The organism is Lelliottia sp. AC1 (assembly GCF_023278595.1).
GTDB lineage: Bacteria > Pseudomonadota > Gammaproteobacteria > Enterobacterales > Enterobacteriaceae > Enterobacter > Enterobacter nimipressuralis.
The window spans coordinates 1,790,600-1,806,884 of the sequence record NZ_CP025699.1 but is presented as its reverse complement, the minus strand read 5'-3'; the positions used below and the strand labels follow the sequence as shown (position 1 = coordinate 1,806,884).

The window sequence follows — 16,285 nt, the reverse complement described above, 5'->3', positions numbered from 1 at the left end:
CTGAATCGGTTTTTCAACCTTTGGTCTGGTCGCCATTTTCGTCATCAGAGAAGCTCATCGACGCCGAATTTACACAGAAACGCTCACCCGTAGGCTGTGGTCCATCCGGGAAAACGTGTCCGAGATGAGCATCGCAGTTTCCGCAGCGGATTTCTGTGCGCTGCATACCGTGTGAAGAGTCCGTTAAATAGCGGATGGCCTCGTCGCTGACAGGCTCGTAAAAGCTCGGCCAGCCGCAGCCAGAATCATATTTTGACTGGGAATTAAACAGCGGTGCATCGCACACCAGACAGTGATAGACGCCATCGCGCTTATTGTGCAGCAAACGCCCGGTGAATGGGGGTTCAGTTCCGTGGTTCTGCGTCACGTAGAACTGCATTTCTGTTAGATTTTTTTTGAGTTCGTCAGGGTTACGTTGATTCGACATATGCTCAGATCTCGCTGTAGAAACAGATACCTTTCATCGCGAATTCTAACAAAACATTAACACTGAAGTGTGAACTTTTGTTCTAAACTTATGCGTTGCGGTACGGCAGTCAGGCAATTGTGATCTTGCTCACATATTTATCCTGATAGCCCTTTAAAATCCCGGGCGCAGCCCCCATGTGGTTGCTAGCTCAAAGGGAAAGTGAGGCTGTCAGTCGCACAAAGGTTATGCGCAGGATTGATTTGTCGCAATGATTGACACGATTCCGCTTGACGCTGCGTAAGGTTTTTGTAATTTTACAGGCAACCTTTTATTCACTAACAAATAGCTGGTGGAATATATGACTATCAAAGTAGGTATCAACGGTTTTGGCCGTATCGGCCGTATTGTTTTCCGTGCTGCTCAGGAACGTTCTGACATCGAAATCGTTGGTATCAACGATCTGTTGGACGCTGAATACATGGCGTACATGCTGAAGTACGACTCAACTCACGGTCGTTTCAATGGCACCGTTGAAGTGAAAGACGGCCACCTGGTTGTTAACGGCAAAACCATCCGTGTTACTGCTGAAAAAGATCCAGCTAACCTGAAGTGGAACGAAATCGGTGTTGATGTTGTTGCTGAAGCAACGGGTATCTTCCTGACCGACGAAACTGCGCGTAAACACATCACCGCTGGTGCGAAGAAAGTTGTTCTGACTGGTCCTTCCAAAGACAACACGCCTATGTTCGTTAAAGGCGCTAACTTTGACAAATACGAAGGCCAGGACATCGTTTCTAACGCATCCTGCACCACCAACTGCCTGGCTCCGCTGGCAAAAGTTATCAACGACAACTTCGGCATCATCGAAGGTCTGATGACCACTGTTCACGCGACCACCGCAACTCAGAAAACCGTTGATGGCCCGTCTCACAAAGACTGGCGCGGCGGTCGCGGCGCAGCTCAGAACATCATCCCATCCTCTACCGGTGCTGCTAAAGCAGTAGGTAAAGTACTGCCAGAACTGAATGGCAAACTGACTGGTATGGCGTTCCGCGTTCCTACTCCAAACGTATCCGTTGTTGACCTGACCGTTCGTCTGGAAAAAGCAGCGTCTTACGAAGAAATCAAGAAAGCTATCAAAGCTGCTTCTGAAGGCGCAATGAAAGGCGTTCTGGGTTACACCGAAGACGACGTTGTTTCTACCGACTTCAACGGCGAAGTGTGCACTTCTGTGTTCGATGCTAAAGCAGGTATCGCACTGAACGACAACTTCGTGAAACTGGTTTCCTGGTACGACAACGAAACTGGCTACTCTAACAAAGTACTGGACCTGATCGCTCACATCTCCAAATAAGTTGAGATGAGATACTGATCCAAAAAGGCGACCTCGGTCGCCTTTTTTTATGCTTAAAGACAGAGGATTGCGTAATGATTCACAAAATTTTTGCACTTCCAGTAGTCGAACAACTTACCCCTGTACTCTCCCGCCGCCAGATTGATGGCGCGGATATTATTGTCGTCGATCACCCGCGCGTGAAAGCCTCTGTGGCCCTCAATGGCGCCCACCTGCTCTCGTGGAAACCAGAAGGCGAAGAAGAAGGCCTGTGGCTGAGCGCGGCGACCTCTTTCAAAAAAGGGGCGGCGATTCGCGGTGGGGTTCCTATCTGCTGGCCGTGGTTTGGCCCTGCCGCTGAAGCAGGCCTGCCAGCGCACGGTTTTGCCCGTAACCAACAGTGGACGCTGAAAGCGCACAACGAAGATGATAATGGCGCCGTGCTGACCTTCGAACTGCAAAGCAACGACGAAACTCGCGCGCTGTGGCCGCATGACTTCACGCTGTATGCCCGCTTCAAACTGGGTCAAACCTGTGAAATTGAGCTGGAAGCGCACGGTGAGTTTGAAACCACCTCTGCACTGCACACCTATTTCAACGTCGGTGACATTGCGGATGTGAAAGTGAGCGGCTTTGGCGATCGCTTTATCGATAAAGTGGATAACGCGAAAGAAGGTAAACTGAGCGACGGCGTGCAGACCTTCCCGGATCGTACCGACCGCGTCTATCTGAACCCGGAAGCCTGCAGCGTGATACACGATGCGGCGCTCAACCGTGGTATTGAAGTGGTTCACCACCATCACAGCAATGTGGTGGGCTGGAACCCAGGCCCGGCGCTCTCTGTGAGCATGGCTGACGTACCGGACGACGGGTATAAAACCTTTGTCTGCGTCGAAACCGCGTGCGTCACCGCACCGCAGAAAACCAGCGCGGATAAACCTTCCCGCCTGGGTCAGACCATCAAAATCGTTAAACGCTAATCCTGTTTCCCCTCTCTGCGCGGAGCGGGGAAATTTCGTTACACCACGTCCAGTGCTGTTTTACGCCCCGGTGCCGGGAACGCTGCATCCAGCCGCGCAAGTTCTTCCGCCGAAAGCGTTAACGCCAACGCGCCTGCATTCTCTTTCACATGTTCAATCGACGCCGCTTTTGGAATGGCGATAACACCCTGGTGGCTAATCACCCACGCCAGAAGCACCTGTGCGGCGCTGGCATGATGATGTTGCGCGATGTCATTCACAGCGGGATGATTGAGCAAGCCAGAGCGTAACCGTCCGGCTTGCGCCAGCGGGCAATAGGCCATCACCGGCATCGACTGCTGCTGACACCAGGGAAGCAGATCGTATTCAATGCCACGCGAGGCCAGATGATAAAGCACCTGATTGGCGGCACACTCCGCACCGCCGTCGACGCCCCACAGCTCCTGCATATCGTCATGGTCGAAATTGGACACACCCCAGCGGCCAATTTTGCCCTGCTGTTGCAATGTCTGCATCAGCTCAACGGTCTCGTCCAGACCGTAGTTTCCCCGCCAGTGGAGTAGGTAAAGGTCGATGTAGTCGGTGCCGAGACGACGAAGGCTGGCCTCGCAGGCCGCTATCCCCTTTTTCCCGCCCGCATTCCACGGATAGATCTTGGAGACCAGAAAGACGCGATCGCGCTGGCCTTTGATCGCCTCGCCCACCACCTCCTCGGCTCGGCCATCTGCATACATTTCGGCGGTATCGATGAGCGTCAGCCCCATATCGATGCCCGCTCGCAGTGCAGCCACTTCGTTTTGCCGCTGACCGGCGTTTTCACCCATATACCAGGTTCCCTGCCCCATCGCCGGCAAGGTAAAACGGTCAGCAAAAGTCACGGTTTTATCTGACATGTTTCTCTCCTGTTTTCCTCCGCACCACCATAAAGCAAACGGGGCGCAAGCGCCCCGTTGTCATGCACAGAATGCACCGTAAAAGTGCACAATCAGAAACTGTAGGTCACGCCCGCAGAGAAAAGACCGGCCCAGGATTTATCAACCATCGGGCTGTCTTTCACTTCATCGCTAAGACGGGTGTAACGGGTAGAGGCGTACAGGTTCCAGTCGCTTGCAAACTTGTAGCTTGCGGTCAGTTCCAGGTACGGGTTCCAGCCGTCATCCGCGTCATAGCTGTTCAGGCCACTACGTTTAGACTCTTTATGGGACACCCCATAATAGTAGTCGTTGTAGTTTTCGCTGCTGTACTCCACACCGATACCCGGCGTCAGCGTGATGCCGCCGTTGGTGTAGCGGTACAACCAGGCCAGATCCCAGATAAACCCGTTGCTGTTGTCCAGCGTATCGCCCGCAAGCGCAGTGCGCAGGAAGCCATACTGGGTGTTGTGAACATAGGAAAGCCCCGCCATTACGGTGCTTCTGCGTTTATCGAGCTGACGCAGCGCATGGCTGTCACTGTCACCCGGTTTGAAGTGCATCGGGTTGTAGTACGCCATGATGGAGAGCTTATCTGTGTTGTCATTCCACAGGTAGTAACCACCACCCAGGCCGCGGAACCAGAAGTTATCGCCTTCATAAGTGATCACTGGCACCGGATAAACGTCGCGATCGTACTGTTTATACGGGCTGTTGATAACGCCGACGCCTGCGCCAACGGACCACTGATCGGCCGCGTGAGCGGTGCTAACGGACGTGGCGACAAGTACGCCCAATGCCAGAAGTTTGAGTTTGGTCACAATCCATTCTTTCCTGTAGTCAAATAATCAGCGAGTGAAGTGTAACCGCCCTGCCCACACATCCCAAAATTTTTTGCCCGCTAATGAGTTTAATTAACCGATTATTTTCATCATTTAAGATGACCGGAGGCTTTCATTTATGTGACGAGGCAGTGAAAGTCGACGTTTTATCCTGAATCTCGCCGCAGATTTTTTGGATGAGTTATTGATATGTCATTGAAATTAGATTCTGGAGGCATGCAAGTTTTGCAAATGCCATCTACGCTTAATTTTAGGAAGATGAATTGCTGTACGCCCGGCGGTTGAGAGCACAAGACCTGGCACACGGGTTGCTGCTCTGGTACTGAGGTGCGGGGGTGAAGACGCTTCCAGGAGCCTCCACTATTCATACGAACGGCTCTTTTCCTGTGCTAAAAAACGAAAGGACGGCATGCCATGAATATATTCGATCACTATCGCCAGCGCTATGAAGCTGCCAAGGACGAAGAGTTCACACTGCAGGAGTTTCTTGCTGTCTGTAAGCAAGATCGCAGTGCCTATGCCAATGCGGCAGAACGGCTATTGATGGCTATCGGTGAGCCAAACATGGTCGACACTGCCCTCGAACCACGGCTCTCCCGTCTCTTTTCGAATCGTGTGGTTGCACGATACCCCGCTTTTGAAGAATTTTATGGCATGGAAGACGCCATCGAGCAGATTGTTTCGTACCTGAAACACGCGGCTCAGGGTCTGGAAGAGAAGAAACAGATCCTTTACTTATTAGGCCCGGTCGGTGGCGGTAAATCGTCCCTGGCAGAGCGCCTGAAATCACTGATGCAGCGCGTGCCGATCTATGTTCTTAGCGCCAACGGAGAACGCAGCCCGGTTAATGATCATCCGCTCTGCCTGTTCAATCCTCAGGAAGATGCCCAAATTCTGGACAAAGAGTTTGGCATCCCGAACCGCTATCTCGGCACGATCATGTCGCCGTGGGCGGCGAAGCGCCTGCATGAGTTTGGCGGCGACATCACCAAATTCCGCGTGGTAAAAGTCTGGCCATCCATTTTGCAGCAGATTGCGATTGCCAAGACCGAGCCGGGCGATGAGAACAACCAGGATATCTCCGCGCTGGTCGGTAAGGTCGATATCCGTAAACTGGAACACCACGCGCAAAACGATCCGGATGCCTATGGCTATTCCGGCGCGCTGTGCCGTGCCAACCAGGGTGTGATGGAGTTCGTGGAGATGTTTAAAGCGCCAATTAAGGTGCTGCATCCGCTGCTGACCGCCACCCAGGAAGGGAACTACAACGGGACGGAAGGTATTTCCGCCCTGCCGTTCAACGGGATCATTCTGGCGCACTCGAACGAATCAGAGTGGGTCACCTTCCGTAATAACAAAAACAACGAGGCGTTCCTTGACCGTGTGTACATCGTCAAAGTGCCTTATTGCCTGCGGATCTCCGAAGAGATCAAAATTTACGAAAAACTGCTTAACAACAGTGAGCTGGTGCATGCCCCTTGCGCGCCGGGAACCCTGGAAACGCTGTCGCGCTTCTCGATTCTGTCGCGTCTGAAAGAGCCAGAAAACTCCAGCATCTATTCGAAGATGCGCGTCTACGATGGCGAAAGTCTGAAAGATACCGATCCGAAAGCGAAGTCCTATCAGGAGTATCGCGATTACGCCGGTGTCGACGAAGGGATGAACGGCTTGTCCACGCGGTTCGCGTTTAAAATCCTCTCCCGCGTGTTCAACTTCGATCACGCCGAAGTGGCGGCCAACCCGGTACATCTGTTCTACGTTCTGGAGCAGCAGATTGAGCGCGAGCAGTTCCCGCAGGATCTGGCGGAACGGTATCTTGAGTTCCTCAAAGGCTATCTGATTCCGAAATACGCCGAGTTTATCGGCAAAGAGATCCAGACCGCCTACCTGGAATCCTATTCCGAATACGGACAGAACATTTTCGACCGTTATGTCACCTATGCGGACTTCTGGATCCAGGATCAGGAATACCGCGACCCGGATACCGGCCAGCTGTTTGACCGTGAATCCCTGAACGCGGAACTGGAAAAAATTGAGAAACCGGCCGGGATCAGTAATCCGAAAGACTTCCGTAACGAGATCGTGAACTTCGTGCTGCGCGCCAGAGCGCATAACAGCGGACGTAACCCGAACTGGACCAGCTACGAAAAACTGCGCACGGTTATTGAGAAGAAAATGTTCTCGAATACCGAAGAGCTGTTGCCGGTCATTTCGTTTAATGCCAAAACCTCAACCGACGAGCAGAAAAAGCACGACGATTTTGTCGACCGCATGATGGAGAAAGGCTATACCCGCAAGCAGGTTCGACTGCTGTGCGAATGGTATTTGCGCGTACGTAAATCGTCTTAACAAAAGTGCCCGGTGGCTTCTCGCCATCGGGCCGACAACGACAACCTTCCGTTAGCCGAATAAGCGCAGCGCATCCGGCAAACAGGGAGTGCGAAAGTTGGCAATGCAGTACGGGGGGCATATGACCTGGTTTATTGACCGGCGTCTTAACGGCAAAAACAAGAGCACGGTGAACCGCCAGCGCTTCTTGCGCCGTTATAAAGCGCAAATTAAACAGTCGATCTCCGAGGCCATCAACAAACGTTCGGTGACCGATGTGGATAGCGGCGAGTCCGTCTCTATCCCGACGGATGATATTAGCGAACCGATGTTCCATCAGGGACGGGGCGGCTTGCGCCATCGCGTACACCCAGGTAACGACCATTTTGTGCAGAACGATCGCATTGAACGCCCGCAGGGCGGCGGCGGTTCAGGAAGCGGTCAGGGGCAAGCAAGTCAGGACGGTGAAGGCCAGGATGAGTTCGTCTTCCAGATTTCCAAAGATGAGTATCTCGATCTGCTGTTCGAGGATTTGGCGCTGCCAAACCTGAAAAAAAATCAGCACCGTCAGCTTAACGAGTACAAAACCCACCGCGCCGGTTATACCGCCAACGGCGTTCCGGCAAATATTAGCGTAGTGCGTTCCCTGCAAAACTCGCTGGCCCGACGCACCGCGATGACGGCGGGTAAACGTCGTGAACTGCGCGAGCTGGAGGTCAGCCTTAAGACCGTTGAAAACAGCGAGCCTGCGCAACTGCTGGAGGAAGAACGGCTGCGCAAAGAGATAGCAGAACTACGGGCAAAAATCGAGCGTGTGCCGTTTATTGACACCTTTGACCTGCGTTATAAGAACTACGAGAAACGTCCGGAACCTTCCAGCCAGGCGGTGATGTTCTGCCTGATGGACGTCTCCGGCTCGATGGATCAAGCCACCAAAGATATGGCGAAGCGCTTTTATATTCTGCTCTACCTGTTCCTGAGCAGAACCTATAAGAACGTGGATGTCGTCTATATCCGCCACCACACGCAGGCTAAAGAGGTGGATGAGCACGAGTTCTTCTACTCTCAGGAAACCGGCGGGACCATTGTCTCCAGCGCCCTGAAGCTGATGGATGAAGTGGTGAAAGAGCGCTATGACCCGGCGCAGTGGAATATTTATGCCGCGCAGGCGTCCGATGGCGATAACTGGGCGGATGACTCCCCGCTCTGTCACGAAATTCTGGCGAAGAAAATTTTGCCGGTGGTACGGTATTACAGCTACATCGAAATTACCCGGCGCGCGCATCAAACGCTCTGGCGGGAATATGAACACCTGCAGGCGATGTTCGATAACTTTGCCATGCAGCATATCCGCGATCAGGATGATATTTATCCGGTCTTCCGCGAACTGTTCCACACGCAAAGTACCAGTAACGCATAAACCCACAGCCAGCGCCCAAACGCTGGCTGTTTTATTTACTGGCTCACATTGATACAGTCGAGATTTTTACCTCTCGGCATAATGCACACCATTATTCCCGCGATAAGCGTCCTATCCGCCCTCTCACTCATGCATAGCCTGTTAAATGTCCGTATCTGTCATGTCCCTGGTAAATATCGCGCAGGCGTAAAAATAGCCCACGCGTGGGCATTATCGGTTTCTTGAAATTAATGCTCTTAAAATACACTGTGCTAATGTAGTCGCACGACTTAACAACCCGAGGGAAATATCGATCATGTCAGACGAGATAAAAGGCTCCGCCACCCACCAGCAGCTGATCGCACTGTTATCTGACCAGGGCGCGCAATATCGCGTGGTGGAACATGCGGCGGTAGGAAAATGCGAAGCGGTGAGCGAGATTCGCGGCACGGCGCTTGGCCAGGGGGCGAAAGCGCTGGTCTGTAAAGTTAAGGGTAACGGGGTGAAAAAACATGTGCTGGCGATTCTGGCGGCGGATCAGCAGGCCGATTTGAGTCAATTAGCCAGCCATTTTGGCGGGAGCAAAGCTTCGCTTGCAAGCCCGGCGGAAGTGGACGTTTTAACCGCCTGCGCCTTCGGGGCAATTCCCCCGTTCAGCTTTCATCCGGACCTGACGCTGGTTGCCGATCCCCTGCTGTTCGAGCGTTACGATGAGATTGCCTTTAACGCCGGTCTGCTGGAAAAATCGGTCATTATGAATACCCATGACTACCTGCGCATCGCCCAGCCTGAGCTGGTGGCGTTTCGCCGCGCCTGAGCTTCCCGGCTGGCAGTTCTGTCAGCCGCCTTTTTCCAGAAACATCACTGAGGCCACCAGTATTATCGCAATGGTAAAAAACGACGACGAGATAATCAGCGTTTCAACAAACATGTGATCGTTCATGTTGATTCCCCTTTTGCTACGTTCATCTCTTTTTAATCCCCACAGATGACAATGATATGACAGATTCAGGTCAGCCCGATGAATACGAATAAGCTGAAACGATTCTGGTGAAAATAATCCCCTCGCGATAAATACAACCCATATCACAATAATTTGTTACCGGTATCACGAAAAAGGATTTCCATAAGTCCATTGCCAAATCTCGTAATTGTTAACCCCCCCGGCCTGCTTAACACTGCATACAAGAACACCCGCAAATAAACCTTACACTGGCAAGGTGAATAACATGAGCAATACAATTTCCCGTAAAGAGAAAATCAGTTATGGGTTAGGTGATATGGCGAGCCATATTGGGCTGGATAACGTTATTATCTTTCTGACCTTTTATTATACGGATGTCGTCGGTCTGCCCGCCGCCTTTGTGGGAACCATGTTTCTGCTGGCAAGAACGGCAGATGCGATTATCGATCCGGCGATGGGCTATATTGCCGATCGCACCCGTACCCGCTGGGGTAAATTCCGCCCGTGGATGCTGTGGCTGGCCCTGCCGTTTGGTGCCAGCTGTCTGCTCACCTACGCCGTGCCGGAGTCGCTGGATCTTCACGGCAAAATGATTTTTGCCACCATCAGCTACACGGTGATGATGCTGATGTATACCGCCATTAATATCCCCTATTGCTCGATGGGCGCAGTGATTACCCCGGACAACGAAGCGCGTATTTCCCTTCAATCGTATCGCTTTTTCCTCGCCACCCTCGGCGGTGCGTTATCCACCTTCTTTATGATGCCCCTGGCTGAATTTCTCGGCGGCGACGATAAATTACTCGGTTATCGCTGGGCGATGGCAATAATGGCGACGATTGCGGTCATTATGTTCTGGATCTGTTTTGCTAATACTCGCGAGCGTATTAACGCCCCCGCGACGCACAATAATTATCTGGCTGAATTACGCGATTTATTGCGCAACGATCAGTGGCGCGTGGTTGCCGTTCTGGTATTAACCAATATTGGTTTTGGGGTTATTCGTCTAGGGGCGATGATGTATTTCGTCACCTATTATCTCGGCAGCGCCAGCTATTTTATGTGGATGCTCGGCGCGCATATTCTCGGTAAAGCGGCGGGCAGCGCGCTGGCAAAACGCCTGACGCGAAACTACAGCAAAGTACAGATGTTTGGCTACTGCGCGGTGCTGGCGGGCGTGCTGAGTATTGCCCTGTTCTTCGCGCCGAAAATGGTCGTCGTACTGGTACCGCTCACCTTCATTATTTCCACCCTATATCAGGCCACCACCACCTTAATGTGGGTGATGATGGCTGACGTCGCCGATTACGGCGAATGGAAACAGGGCAAACGCATGGACGGCGTGATCTTCTCGACCTTCCTCGCTGTGCTCAAACTGGGAATGGCCATCAGCGGTGCCATCGTCGGCTGGACGCTGGGCTTCAGCGGCTATGTGGCTAACGCGCCGGAGCAAACCTCCACCGCCATGTACTGCATCATCGCCCTCTTTACCGTGGTGCCGGGCATTCTCTCCCTGTGCGCATTTGCCACCCTGCGCTGGTACAAGCTCGACGACCGCACCATGCAATCCATCAACCTTGCCAAACACAGTCTTTCGTAAAAGGACGCATTAACCATGAGTGAACTCATTCAACATACCAACAGTATCGAGTGGCGCTTTGAGCGGCAGATCCTGCGCATCGAGCCGTGGGGTAAAAACAGCCTGCGCGTGAGGGCCACCTGCTCGCCGGACTTCAGCGAAGCGTTACAGGCACTCCTGCCAGCGGCCCCTTGCACCGCGGAGATCACCGCGGAGAACGAAAGCCTGACGCTGCGCAACGGCAACATCACCGCCACCCTGAATCTGAAAGGCCAGCTGGCATTCTATAACCAGCGCGGTGAGCTGCTGCTGGAGGAGATGTGGCGTCAGCGCTCAACGGTGGGGATTGGAGCCAGCGAAAAGAGCCAGGATAAATATGTCAGCGCCCTGAAACTCGACGGTCGCGAATTCAAACCGCTGGCGGGCGGCAAGTATCAGCTCACCGTGCGCTTTGAATCGCGCCCTGAGGAGCGTATTTACGGTATGGGTCAGTATCAGCAGCCCTGGCTGGATCTGAAAGGCTGTACCCTCGAACTGGCCCAGCGCAACTCTCAGGCCAGCGTGCCTTTTATGCAGTCGAATCTGGGCTACGGCGTGCTGTGGAATAATCCGGCGATTGGGGAAGTCAGCTTTGCCAAAAACCAGACCGAATGGCGCGCCCGCGTCACGGGGGAGATGGACTACTGGATCACCGCAGGCGACAGCATCGCGGAGATCACCCGCCAGTATGTCACCGCCACCGGCACTCCGCCGCCTGCCCCGGCCTTTATCAGCGGCCTGTGGCAGTGCAAATTGCGCTACCGCACCCAGCAGGAGGTACTGGAAGTGGCGCGCGAATATCGCCGTCGCAACCTGCCGCTCGCTGTGATGGTGATTGATTTCTTCCACTGGCCGAATCAGGGCACCTGGTGTTTCGACCCGGTCGACTGGCCCGATCCCAAAGCGATGGTGGATGAACTCACTGAAATGGGCATCGAGCTGATGGTCTCCGTCTGGCCGACCGTTGAAGCGCGCAGCCCACTGTTCCCGCAGATGAAAGCCAAAGGCTGGCTGGTCAGCAGCGAGCGCGGCGTGCAGGTGAATCTCGACTTTATGGGCAACACCACCTTTTTCGACGCGACCCATCCGCAGGCACGTGAGTTTGTCTGGGAGACCGTCAAGAAAAACTACTACGATCTGGGCATCAAACTGTTCTGGCTGGATGAAGCCGAGCCAGAATACCGCGCCTACGATTTTGATAATTACCGCTATCACGCCGGCCCGGTGCTGGAGGTGGGCAACCGCTATCCGCGCGATTTTGCGCAGGGCTTCTATGACGGCTTAACCGCTAACGGCGAGCGCGATATCGTCAATCTGGTGCGGTGTTCCTGGGCGGGCAGTCAGCGCTATGGTGTGCTGGCGTGGTCCGGCGATGTGCATTCATCCTTCCACGCGTTTCGCAACCAGCTGGCCGCCGGCCTGAATATGGGGCTGGCGGGCATTCCATGGTGGACCACGGACATCGGTGGATTCCAGGGCGGAAACGTCACCGATCCGGCATTCCACGAGCTGCTGATTCGCTGGTTCCAGTGGGCGGTCTTCTGTCCGGTACTGCGCATGCACGGCTATCGTGAGCCGCAAATCCAGCCGCCAGAGCGCTATCGCGACGGCATTCCTCAGTGCAACAGCGGCTCGCCCAACGAGCTGTGGAGCTACGGCGAAGCGAACTTCGCTATCATGCAGCACTGGCTGTCAGTGCGTGAAAAACTGCGCCCGTACATTGATGCTCTGTATGAGAATGCCCATCAGCACGGCGACCCGCTGATGCGCCCCCTGTTCTGGCACTATCCGCAGGAAAAACAGAGCTGGGAGACGGAAGATCAGTATCTGTTCGGTGAAGATCTGCTGGTTGCACCTGTGATGCACGCCGGGCAGCGCCAGCGTGACGTCTGGCTTCCCGCTGGAAATCACTGGATCGCTTTAAACGGCGAGCGATATCGCGGCGGCGAACGCGTGACGGTCGACGCGGCGCTGGAGACGATTCCGGTGTTTATTCGCGACGGTAGCCCGCTGGTGAAGGTGTTAGTGAGCTAGCCTCGGGCAGCTGCCCAAAAATGGGGGATTTGTCGATAAAAGCCTGTTTACGTTCGCCTTTGAGGGTAAAGTAAGCAGGCTTACTTTTTTCTGGCAAGGATACCCCTCATGTTTGACCCTACCCTGCTGATCCTGCTGGCGCTGGCTGCGCTGGGCTTTGTCAGCCACAACACCACGGTGGCCATTTCGATCCTGGTGTTAATTATCGTACGCGTAACCCCGCTCAACACCTTCTTCCCGTGGATAGAAAAACAGGGCCTGACCATCGGGATCATCATTCTGACCATCGGGGTGATGGCTCCCATCGCCAGCGGTACGCTCCCGGCCTCGACGCTTCTACACTCCTTTGTGAACTGGAAATCGCTGGTGGCCATCGCCGTGGGGGTGTTTGTCTCCTGGCTCGGTGGGCGCGGGGTAACGCTGATGAGTTCGCAACCCTCTCTCGTCGCCGGTCTGCTGGTCGGGACGGTGCTCGGCGTGGCGCTGTTCCGCGGCGTGCCGGTCGGCCCGCTGATCGCCGCCGGGCTGGTGTCCCTGTTTATTGGGAAGTCGTAGACAGGCTGGCGATATAGCGCGCGGGGGTCTGCCCCAACCCTTTTTTGAACATCGTAATAAACGCGGTGGTGGAGTCATATCCCAGTGACTGCGCCGCCTGCTGGACCGATTTGCCGCCGATCAACAGCTGTAGCGCGACGATTAACTGCAGCTGATGACGCCAGCGGCGAAAACTCAGGCCCGTCTCCTTCACCACCAGCCGCGCCAGATTGCGCTCGCTCATGGCAAAGTGGCTCGCCCACTGGGCCAGCGTCTGCCACTCGGCGGGTTGCTCAGCCATGGTTTCGCTCATCATGCGGATTTTAGGGTGCGGCGAAACCGGCAGCTGAAGCTGCTCCTGCGGCTGCTGCGGGACTTCATCAAACAGCACATCAACCAGCCGGGAAGTGGACGGGAGCAACAGCTGCTCGCGGGATTTGCTCGCCAGCGTCAGGATCAGCTCGCGCACCAGCGGGGAGATTTTTAGCGTACAGCAGCGTTCCGGAAGCGTCACCGCGCCCGGCTCAATAAACAGAAAACAGAGCTGCGCGCCGGGCGTAGCTTTGTTGCTGTGAGGGATTTGGCCTGGGATCCACACCGCGTACTGCGGGGGCACCATCCACATGGCGTTTTCCACTTCGCAGGTGATGGCCCCGCGCAGGGCAAGGATCAACTGACCTTTACGGTGCTGGTGGCGCGGAATGCGCTGTTCGTCTTCCACCACGCGGATGCGAAACGCCACGGCCGCATCGTGCTGGCTGTCGGGATCGTAGCCGTCAAGTCCGAGACCTTGCATAAAGTTGTCCGATATTAGCGATAAAGTGTCATTTTAGCTTGATTTAAACAGGGTGGAAAACGGGTATTGTGTGCCCTCGTTACGTTGTCAGAGAAAACCATGACTACTGCTATTCCCTCTTCCGGCAAAGATCGCCTGCTGTTGATTGCCGGTATTTTGATGATTGCCACCACTTTGCGCGTCACCTTTACCGGTGCGGCCCCTTTACTGGACATGATTCGTCACGACTACGGCCTGACGACTGCCCAGACTGGCCTGCTGACCACTCTGCCGCTGCTGGCATTTGCGCTGATTTCCCCTCTCGCCGCCGGTGTGGCGCGGAAGATCGGCATGGAGCGCAGCCTGTTTTTCGCTATGCTGCTCATCTGCGTGGGCATTGGCCTTCGTTCGCTGCCCTCCGCTGCGCTGCTGTTTATCGGCACCGGGGTGATCGGCTGCGGAATTGCGCTGGGTAACGTTCTGCTCCCCGGCCTGATTAAGCGTGATTTTCCAGGCCAGGTGGCAAAGCTTACCGGTGCCTACTCCCTGACCATGGGCGCGGCGGCGGCGCTGGGTTCAGCGATGATCGTTCCGCTGGCCCTGAGCGGCGCGGGCTGGCACGGCGCGCTGCTGATGCTGATGGTGTTCCCGCTGTTAGCCACGCTTCTGTGGCTGCCCCAGTGGCGACAAAAACATACCGCCTCCTTAAGCAATGCGCGGGCGCTGCACAACCGTGGCATCTGGCGCTCGGCCCTGGCCTGGCAGGTGACACTGTTTCTCGGCATTAACTCGCTGATTTACTATGTGATTATCGGCTGGCTGCCGGCAATTCTGCTCAGCCACGGCTACAGCGAAACCGAGGCCGGATCGATGCACGGTTTGCTGCAGCTGGCGACCGCAGCGCCGGGGCTTGCCGTGCCGCTGCTGCTGCATAAACTGAAAGACCAGCGCGGTATCGCCGGGTTATCGGCGCTGATGTGCGCGGTGAGTCTCGCCGGGTTCTGGTTTGTGCCGGATCAGGCCGTGCTCTGGACGATTGTCTATGGATTTGGTTCCGGCGCGACGATGATTCTTGGCCTGACCTTTATCGGACTGCGTGCCAGCTCGGCGCACCAGGCTGCGGCACTTTCCGGAATGGCGCAGTCGGTCGGGTATCTGCTGGCGGCCTGTGGTCCACCGCTGATGGGGAAAATTCACGACACCGCGGGTGACTGGCGGATCCCGCTTATCGCCTGTGCGCTGGCTGGCGTGGTGATGGCGGTCTGCGGTGTGCTTGCCGGGCGCGACCGCGAGATCACGCCCCACTGAGTCTGACGGCAGGCCGAATGGCCTGCCCGTTTAGCTGCGAGCGGCGTGCAGCATGGCTTGTACCAGCGGTACAGGACGCCCCGCCAGCGCACCGCGCTCGTGCTGGAACAGCGTGGCAACGAAGAACGGATGCGTCACCAGTTCTACCGCGCGTATCTCGCCCTGTTCATCCCAGCCCGTTACGCGCATATCGCCGCTTTCCAGCTCTTTCGCGAACGCCGGAGAGACGCCGTAGTTGCAGTGATACCCCTCTTCGATCTCTTCCCGGCCATAGGCTTTGGCGATAATCGTGTTAGCACGAAGTTCGATGGTATCGGTTTTTTCCACCAGCGAGCAGGTCAGAGGGGCAATCACCATTCTGCCGTCGGTATCGGTTTCCGCATGCGCCGCATCGCTCCAGCCCAGCACGTTTCGCGCATATTCAATAAGCGCATGCTGGAACCCGCCGCAGGTTCCTAGAAACGGAATACTATTTTCACGCGCAAAACGCGCAGCAATAAACGCCCCGTCGACATTTTTATACGGACTTGCCGGCACCAGCCAGATCGCGTCGTAGCCCACTAAATCTTCAGGGCTGGTCAGCTCGGTGGTGGCGATCCAGTCGTAATCCGCCGTTAAATCCAGCACGGCCGCCGCATCATCGATGGATAACGGAATGGCCTGGTGAGCAATGACATCAGGGTTGTAGTCACCAACAAGTGCAATGCGAAGTGTGTCTTTTACCGGGGAGAGTTCCATGAGAGGTTCCATATGCCAAAGAATTATCAGATAACATAAGGAACCTCAGCCTACCGATCTTTTGCAGGGTTCACAATACCTTAAATTGGAGGGGCAAAAATTCAGGTGGTAT

General features: G+C 54.9%; 15 protein-coding genes. 9 read left to right on the top strand and 6 right to left on the bottom strand.

The window, feature by feature from the left end; translation table 11 throughout:
- Nucleotides 1-13 precede the first annotated feature (13 nt).
- The gene (msrB, locus tag C0560_RS08425; RefSeq protein ID WP_100780525.1) at nt 14-427 is read right to left on the bottom strand and encodes a peptide-methionine (R)-S-oxide reductase MsrB; all 414 of its coding nucleotides are present in this window, start codon (nt 425-427) and stop codon (nt 14-16) included.
- Between the two features lie 340 nt (nt 428-767).
- Between msrB and gapA the strand changes: the two genes are divergently transcribed.
- On the top strand, nt 768-1,763 hold the full coding sequence (gene gapA / locus C0560_RS08420) for a glyceraldehyde-3-phosphate dehydrogenase (RefSeq protein ID WP_100780526.1): 996 nt from the start codon (nt 768-770) through the stop codon (nt 1,761-1,763).
- Nucleotides 1,764-1,837: 74 nt separating this feature from the next.
- Complete coding sequence (locus C0560_RS08415; protein ID WP_100780527.1) at nt 1,838-2,722, top strand: D-hexose-6-phosphate mutarotase; 885 nt, start codon at nt 1,838-1,840, stop codon at nt 2,720-2,722.
- Nucleotides 2,723-2,760: 38 nt separating this feature from the next.
- Here C0560_RS08415 and C0560_RS08410 read toward each other — a convergent pair whose 3' ends face one another.
- Together C0560_RS08410 and C0560_RS08405 are read right to left on the bottom strand one after the other, a co-directional pair.
- Nucleotides 2,761-3,615 carry an aldo/keto reductase gene (locus C0560_RS08410; protein WP_248859978.1) on the bottom strand — a complete coding sequence of 285 codons (855 nt, stop codon included), beginning with the start codon at nt 3,613-3,615 and terminating at the stop codon, nt 2,761-2,763.
- 92 nt (nt 3,616-3,707) lie between these two features.
- A complete protein-coding gene (locus C0560_RS08405; protein WP_107703848.1) occupies nt 3,708-4,454 on the bottom strand; it encodes a MipA/OmpV family protein in 747 nt (248 codons plus the stop codon).
- Nucleotides 4,455-4,889: 435 nt separating this feature from the next.
- Here C0560_RS08405 and yeaG point away from each other — a divergent pair, with 435 nt between their 5' ends.
- The 3 genes from yeaG to C0560_RS08390 all read left to right on the top strand — a co-directional run bounded on the left by yeaG (nt 4,890) and on the right by C0560_RS08390 (nt 9,019).
- On the top strand, nt 4,890-6,824 hold the full coding sequence (gene yeaG / locus C0560_RS08400; RefSeq protein ID WP_100780530.1) for a protein kinase YeaG: 1,935 nt from the start codon (nt 4,890-4,892) through the stop codon (nt 6,822-6,824).
- Between the two features lie 121 nt (nt 6,825-6,945).
- The gene (locus C0560_RS08395) at nt 6,946-8,223 is read left to right on the top strand and encodes a YeaH/YhbH family protein (RefSeq protein WP_248859977.1); all 1,278 of its coding nucleotides are present in this window, start codon (nt 6,946-6,948) and stop codon (nt 8,221-8,223) included.
- A gap of 295 nt (nt 8,224-8,518) precedes the next feature.
- Nucleotides 8,519-9,019, top strand: coding sequence for a YbaK/prolyl-tRNA synthetase associated domain-containing protein (locus C0560_RS08390; protein WP_248859976.1), 501 nt, complete (start codon nt 8,519-8,521; stop codon nt 9,017-9,019).
- A gap of 21 nt (nt 9,020-9,040) precedes the next feature.
- On the opposite strand, the gene yoaI is transcribed toward C0560_RS08390, so the two are convergent.
- On the bottom strand, nt 9,041-9,145 hold the full coding sequence (gene yoaI / locus C0560_RS08385; protein WP_248859975.1) for a small membrane protein YoaI: 105 nt from the start codon (nt 9,143-9,145) through the stop codon (nt 9,041-9,043).
- A 286-nt stretch (nt 9,146-9,431) separates the two neighbouring features.
- Between yoaI and C0560_RS08380 the strand changes: the two genes are divergently transcribed.
- The 3 genes from C0560_RS08380 to C0560_RS08370 all read left to right on the top strand — a co-directional run bounded on the left by C0560_RS08380 (nt 9,432) and on the right by C0560_RS08370 (nt 13,373).
- Entirely contained in the window at nt 9,432-10,766 is a 1,335-nt protein-coding gene (locus C0560_RS08380) for a glycoside-pentoside-hexuronide (GPH):cation symporter (protein ID WP_107703850.1), read from the top strand.
- A gap of 15 nt (nt 10,767-10,781) precedes the next feature.
- Nucleotides 10,782-12,818: a TIM-barrel domain-containing protein gene (locus C0560_RS08375; protein ID WP_248859974.1), complete on the top strand. Its 2,037-nt coding sequence runs from the start codon at nt 10,782-10,784 to the stop codon at nt 12,816-12,818.
- Between the two features lie 108 nt (nt 12,819-12,926).
- Nucleotides 12,927-13,373, top strand: a complete 447-nt coding sequence (locus tag C0560_RS08370; RefSeq protein WP_003857881.1) for a DUF441 domain-containing protein — start codon at nt 12,927-12,929, stop codon at nt 13,371-13,373.
- On the opposite strand, the gene C0560_RS08365 is transcribed toward C0560_RS08370, so the two are convergent.
- Entirely contained in the window at nt 13,357-14,148 is a 792-nt protein-coding gene (locus C0560_RS08365) for a helix-turn-helix transcriptional regulator (RefSeq protein WP_123429084.1), read from the bottom strand. The two genes, C0560_RS08370 and C0560_RS08365, sit on opposite strands and share 17 nt — an antisense overlap.
- Before the next feature lie 99 nt (nt 14,149-14,247).
- Between C0560_RS08365 and C0560_RS08360 the strand changes: the two genes are divergently transcribed.
- Nucleotides 14,248-15,435 carry a CynX/NimT family MFS transporter gene (locus tag C0560_RS08360; protein ID WP_102103474.1) on the top strand — a complete coding sequence of 396 codons (1,188 nt, stop codon included), beginning with the start codon at nt 14,248-14,250 and terminating at the stop codon, nt 15,433-15,435.
- A gap of 30 nt (nt 15,436-15,465) precedes the next feature.
- Here the strand turns inward: C0560_RS08360 and C0560_RS08355 are convergent, their stop codons facing one another.
- The gene (locus C0560_RS08355; RefSeq protein ID WP_123429086.1) at nt 15,466-16,173 is read right to left on the bottom strand and encodes a CTP synthase; all 708 of its coding nucleotides are present in this window, start codon (nt 16,171-16,173) and stop codon (nt 15,466-15,468) included.
- Nucleotides 16,174-16,285 lie beyond the last annotated feature (112 nt).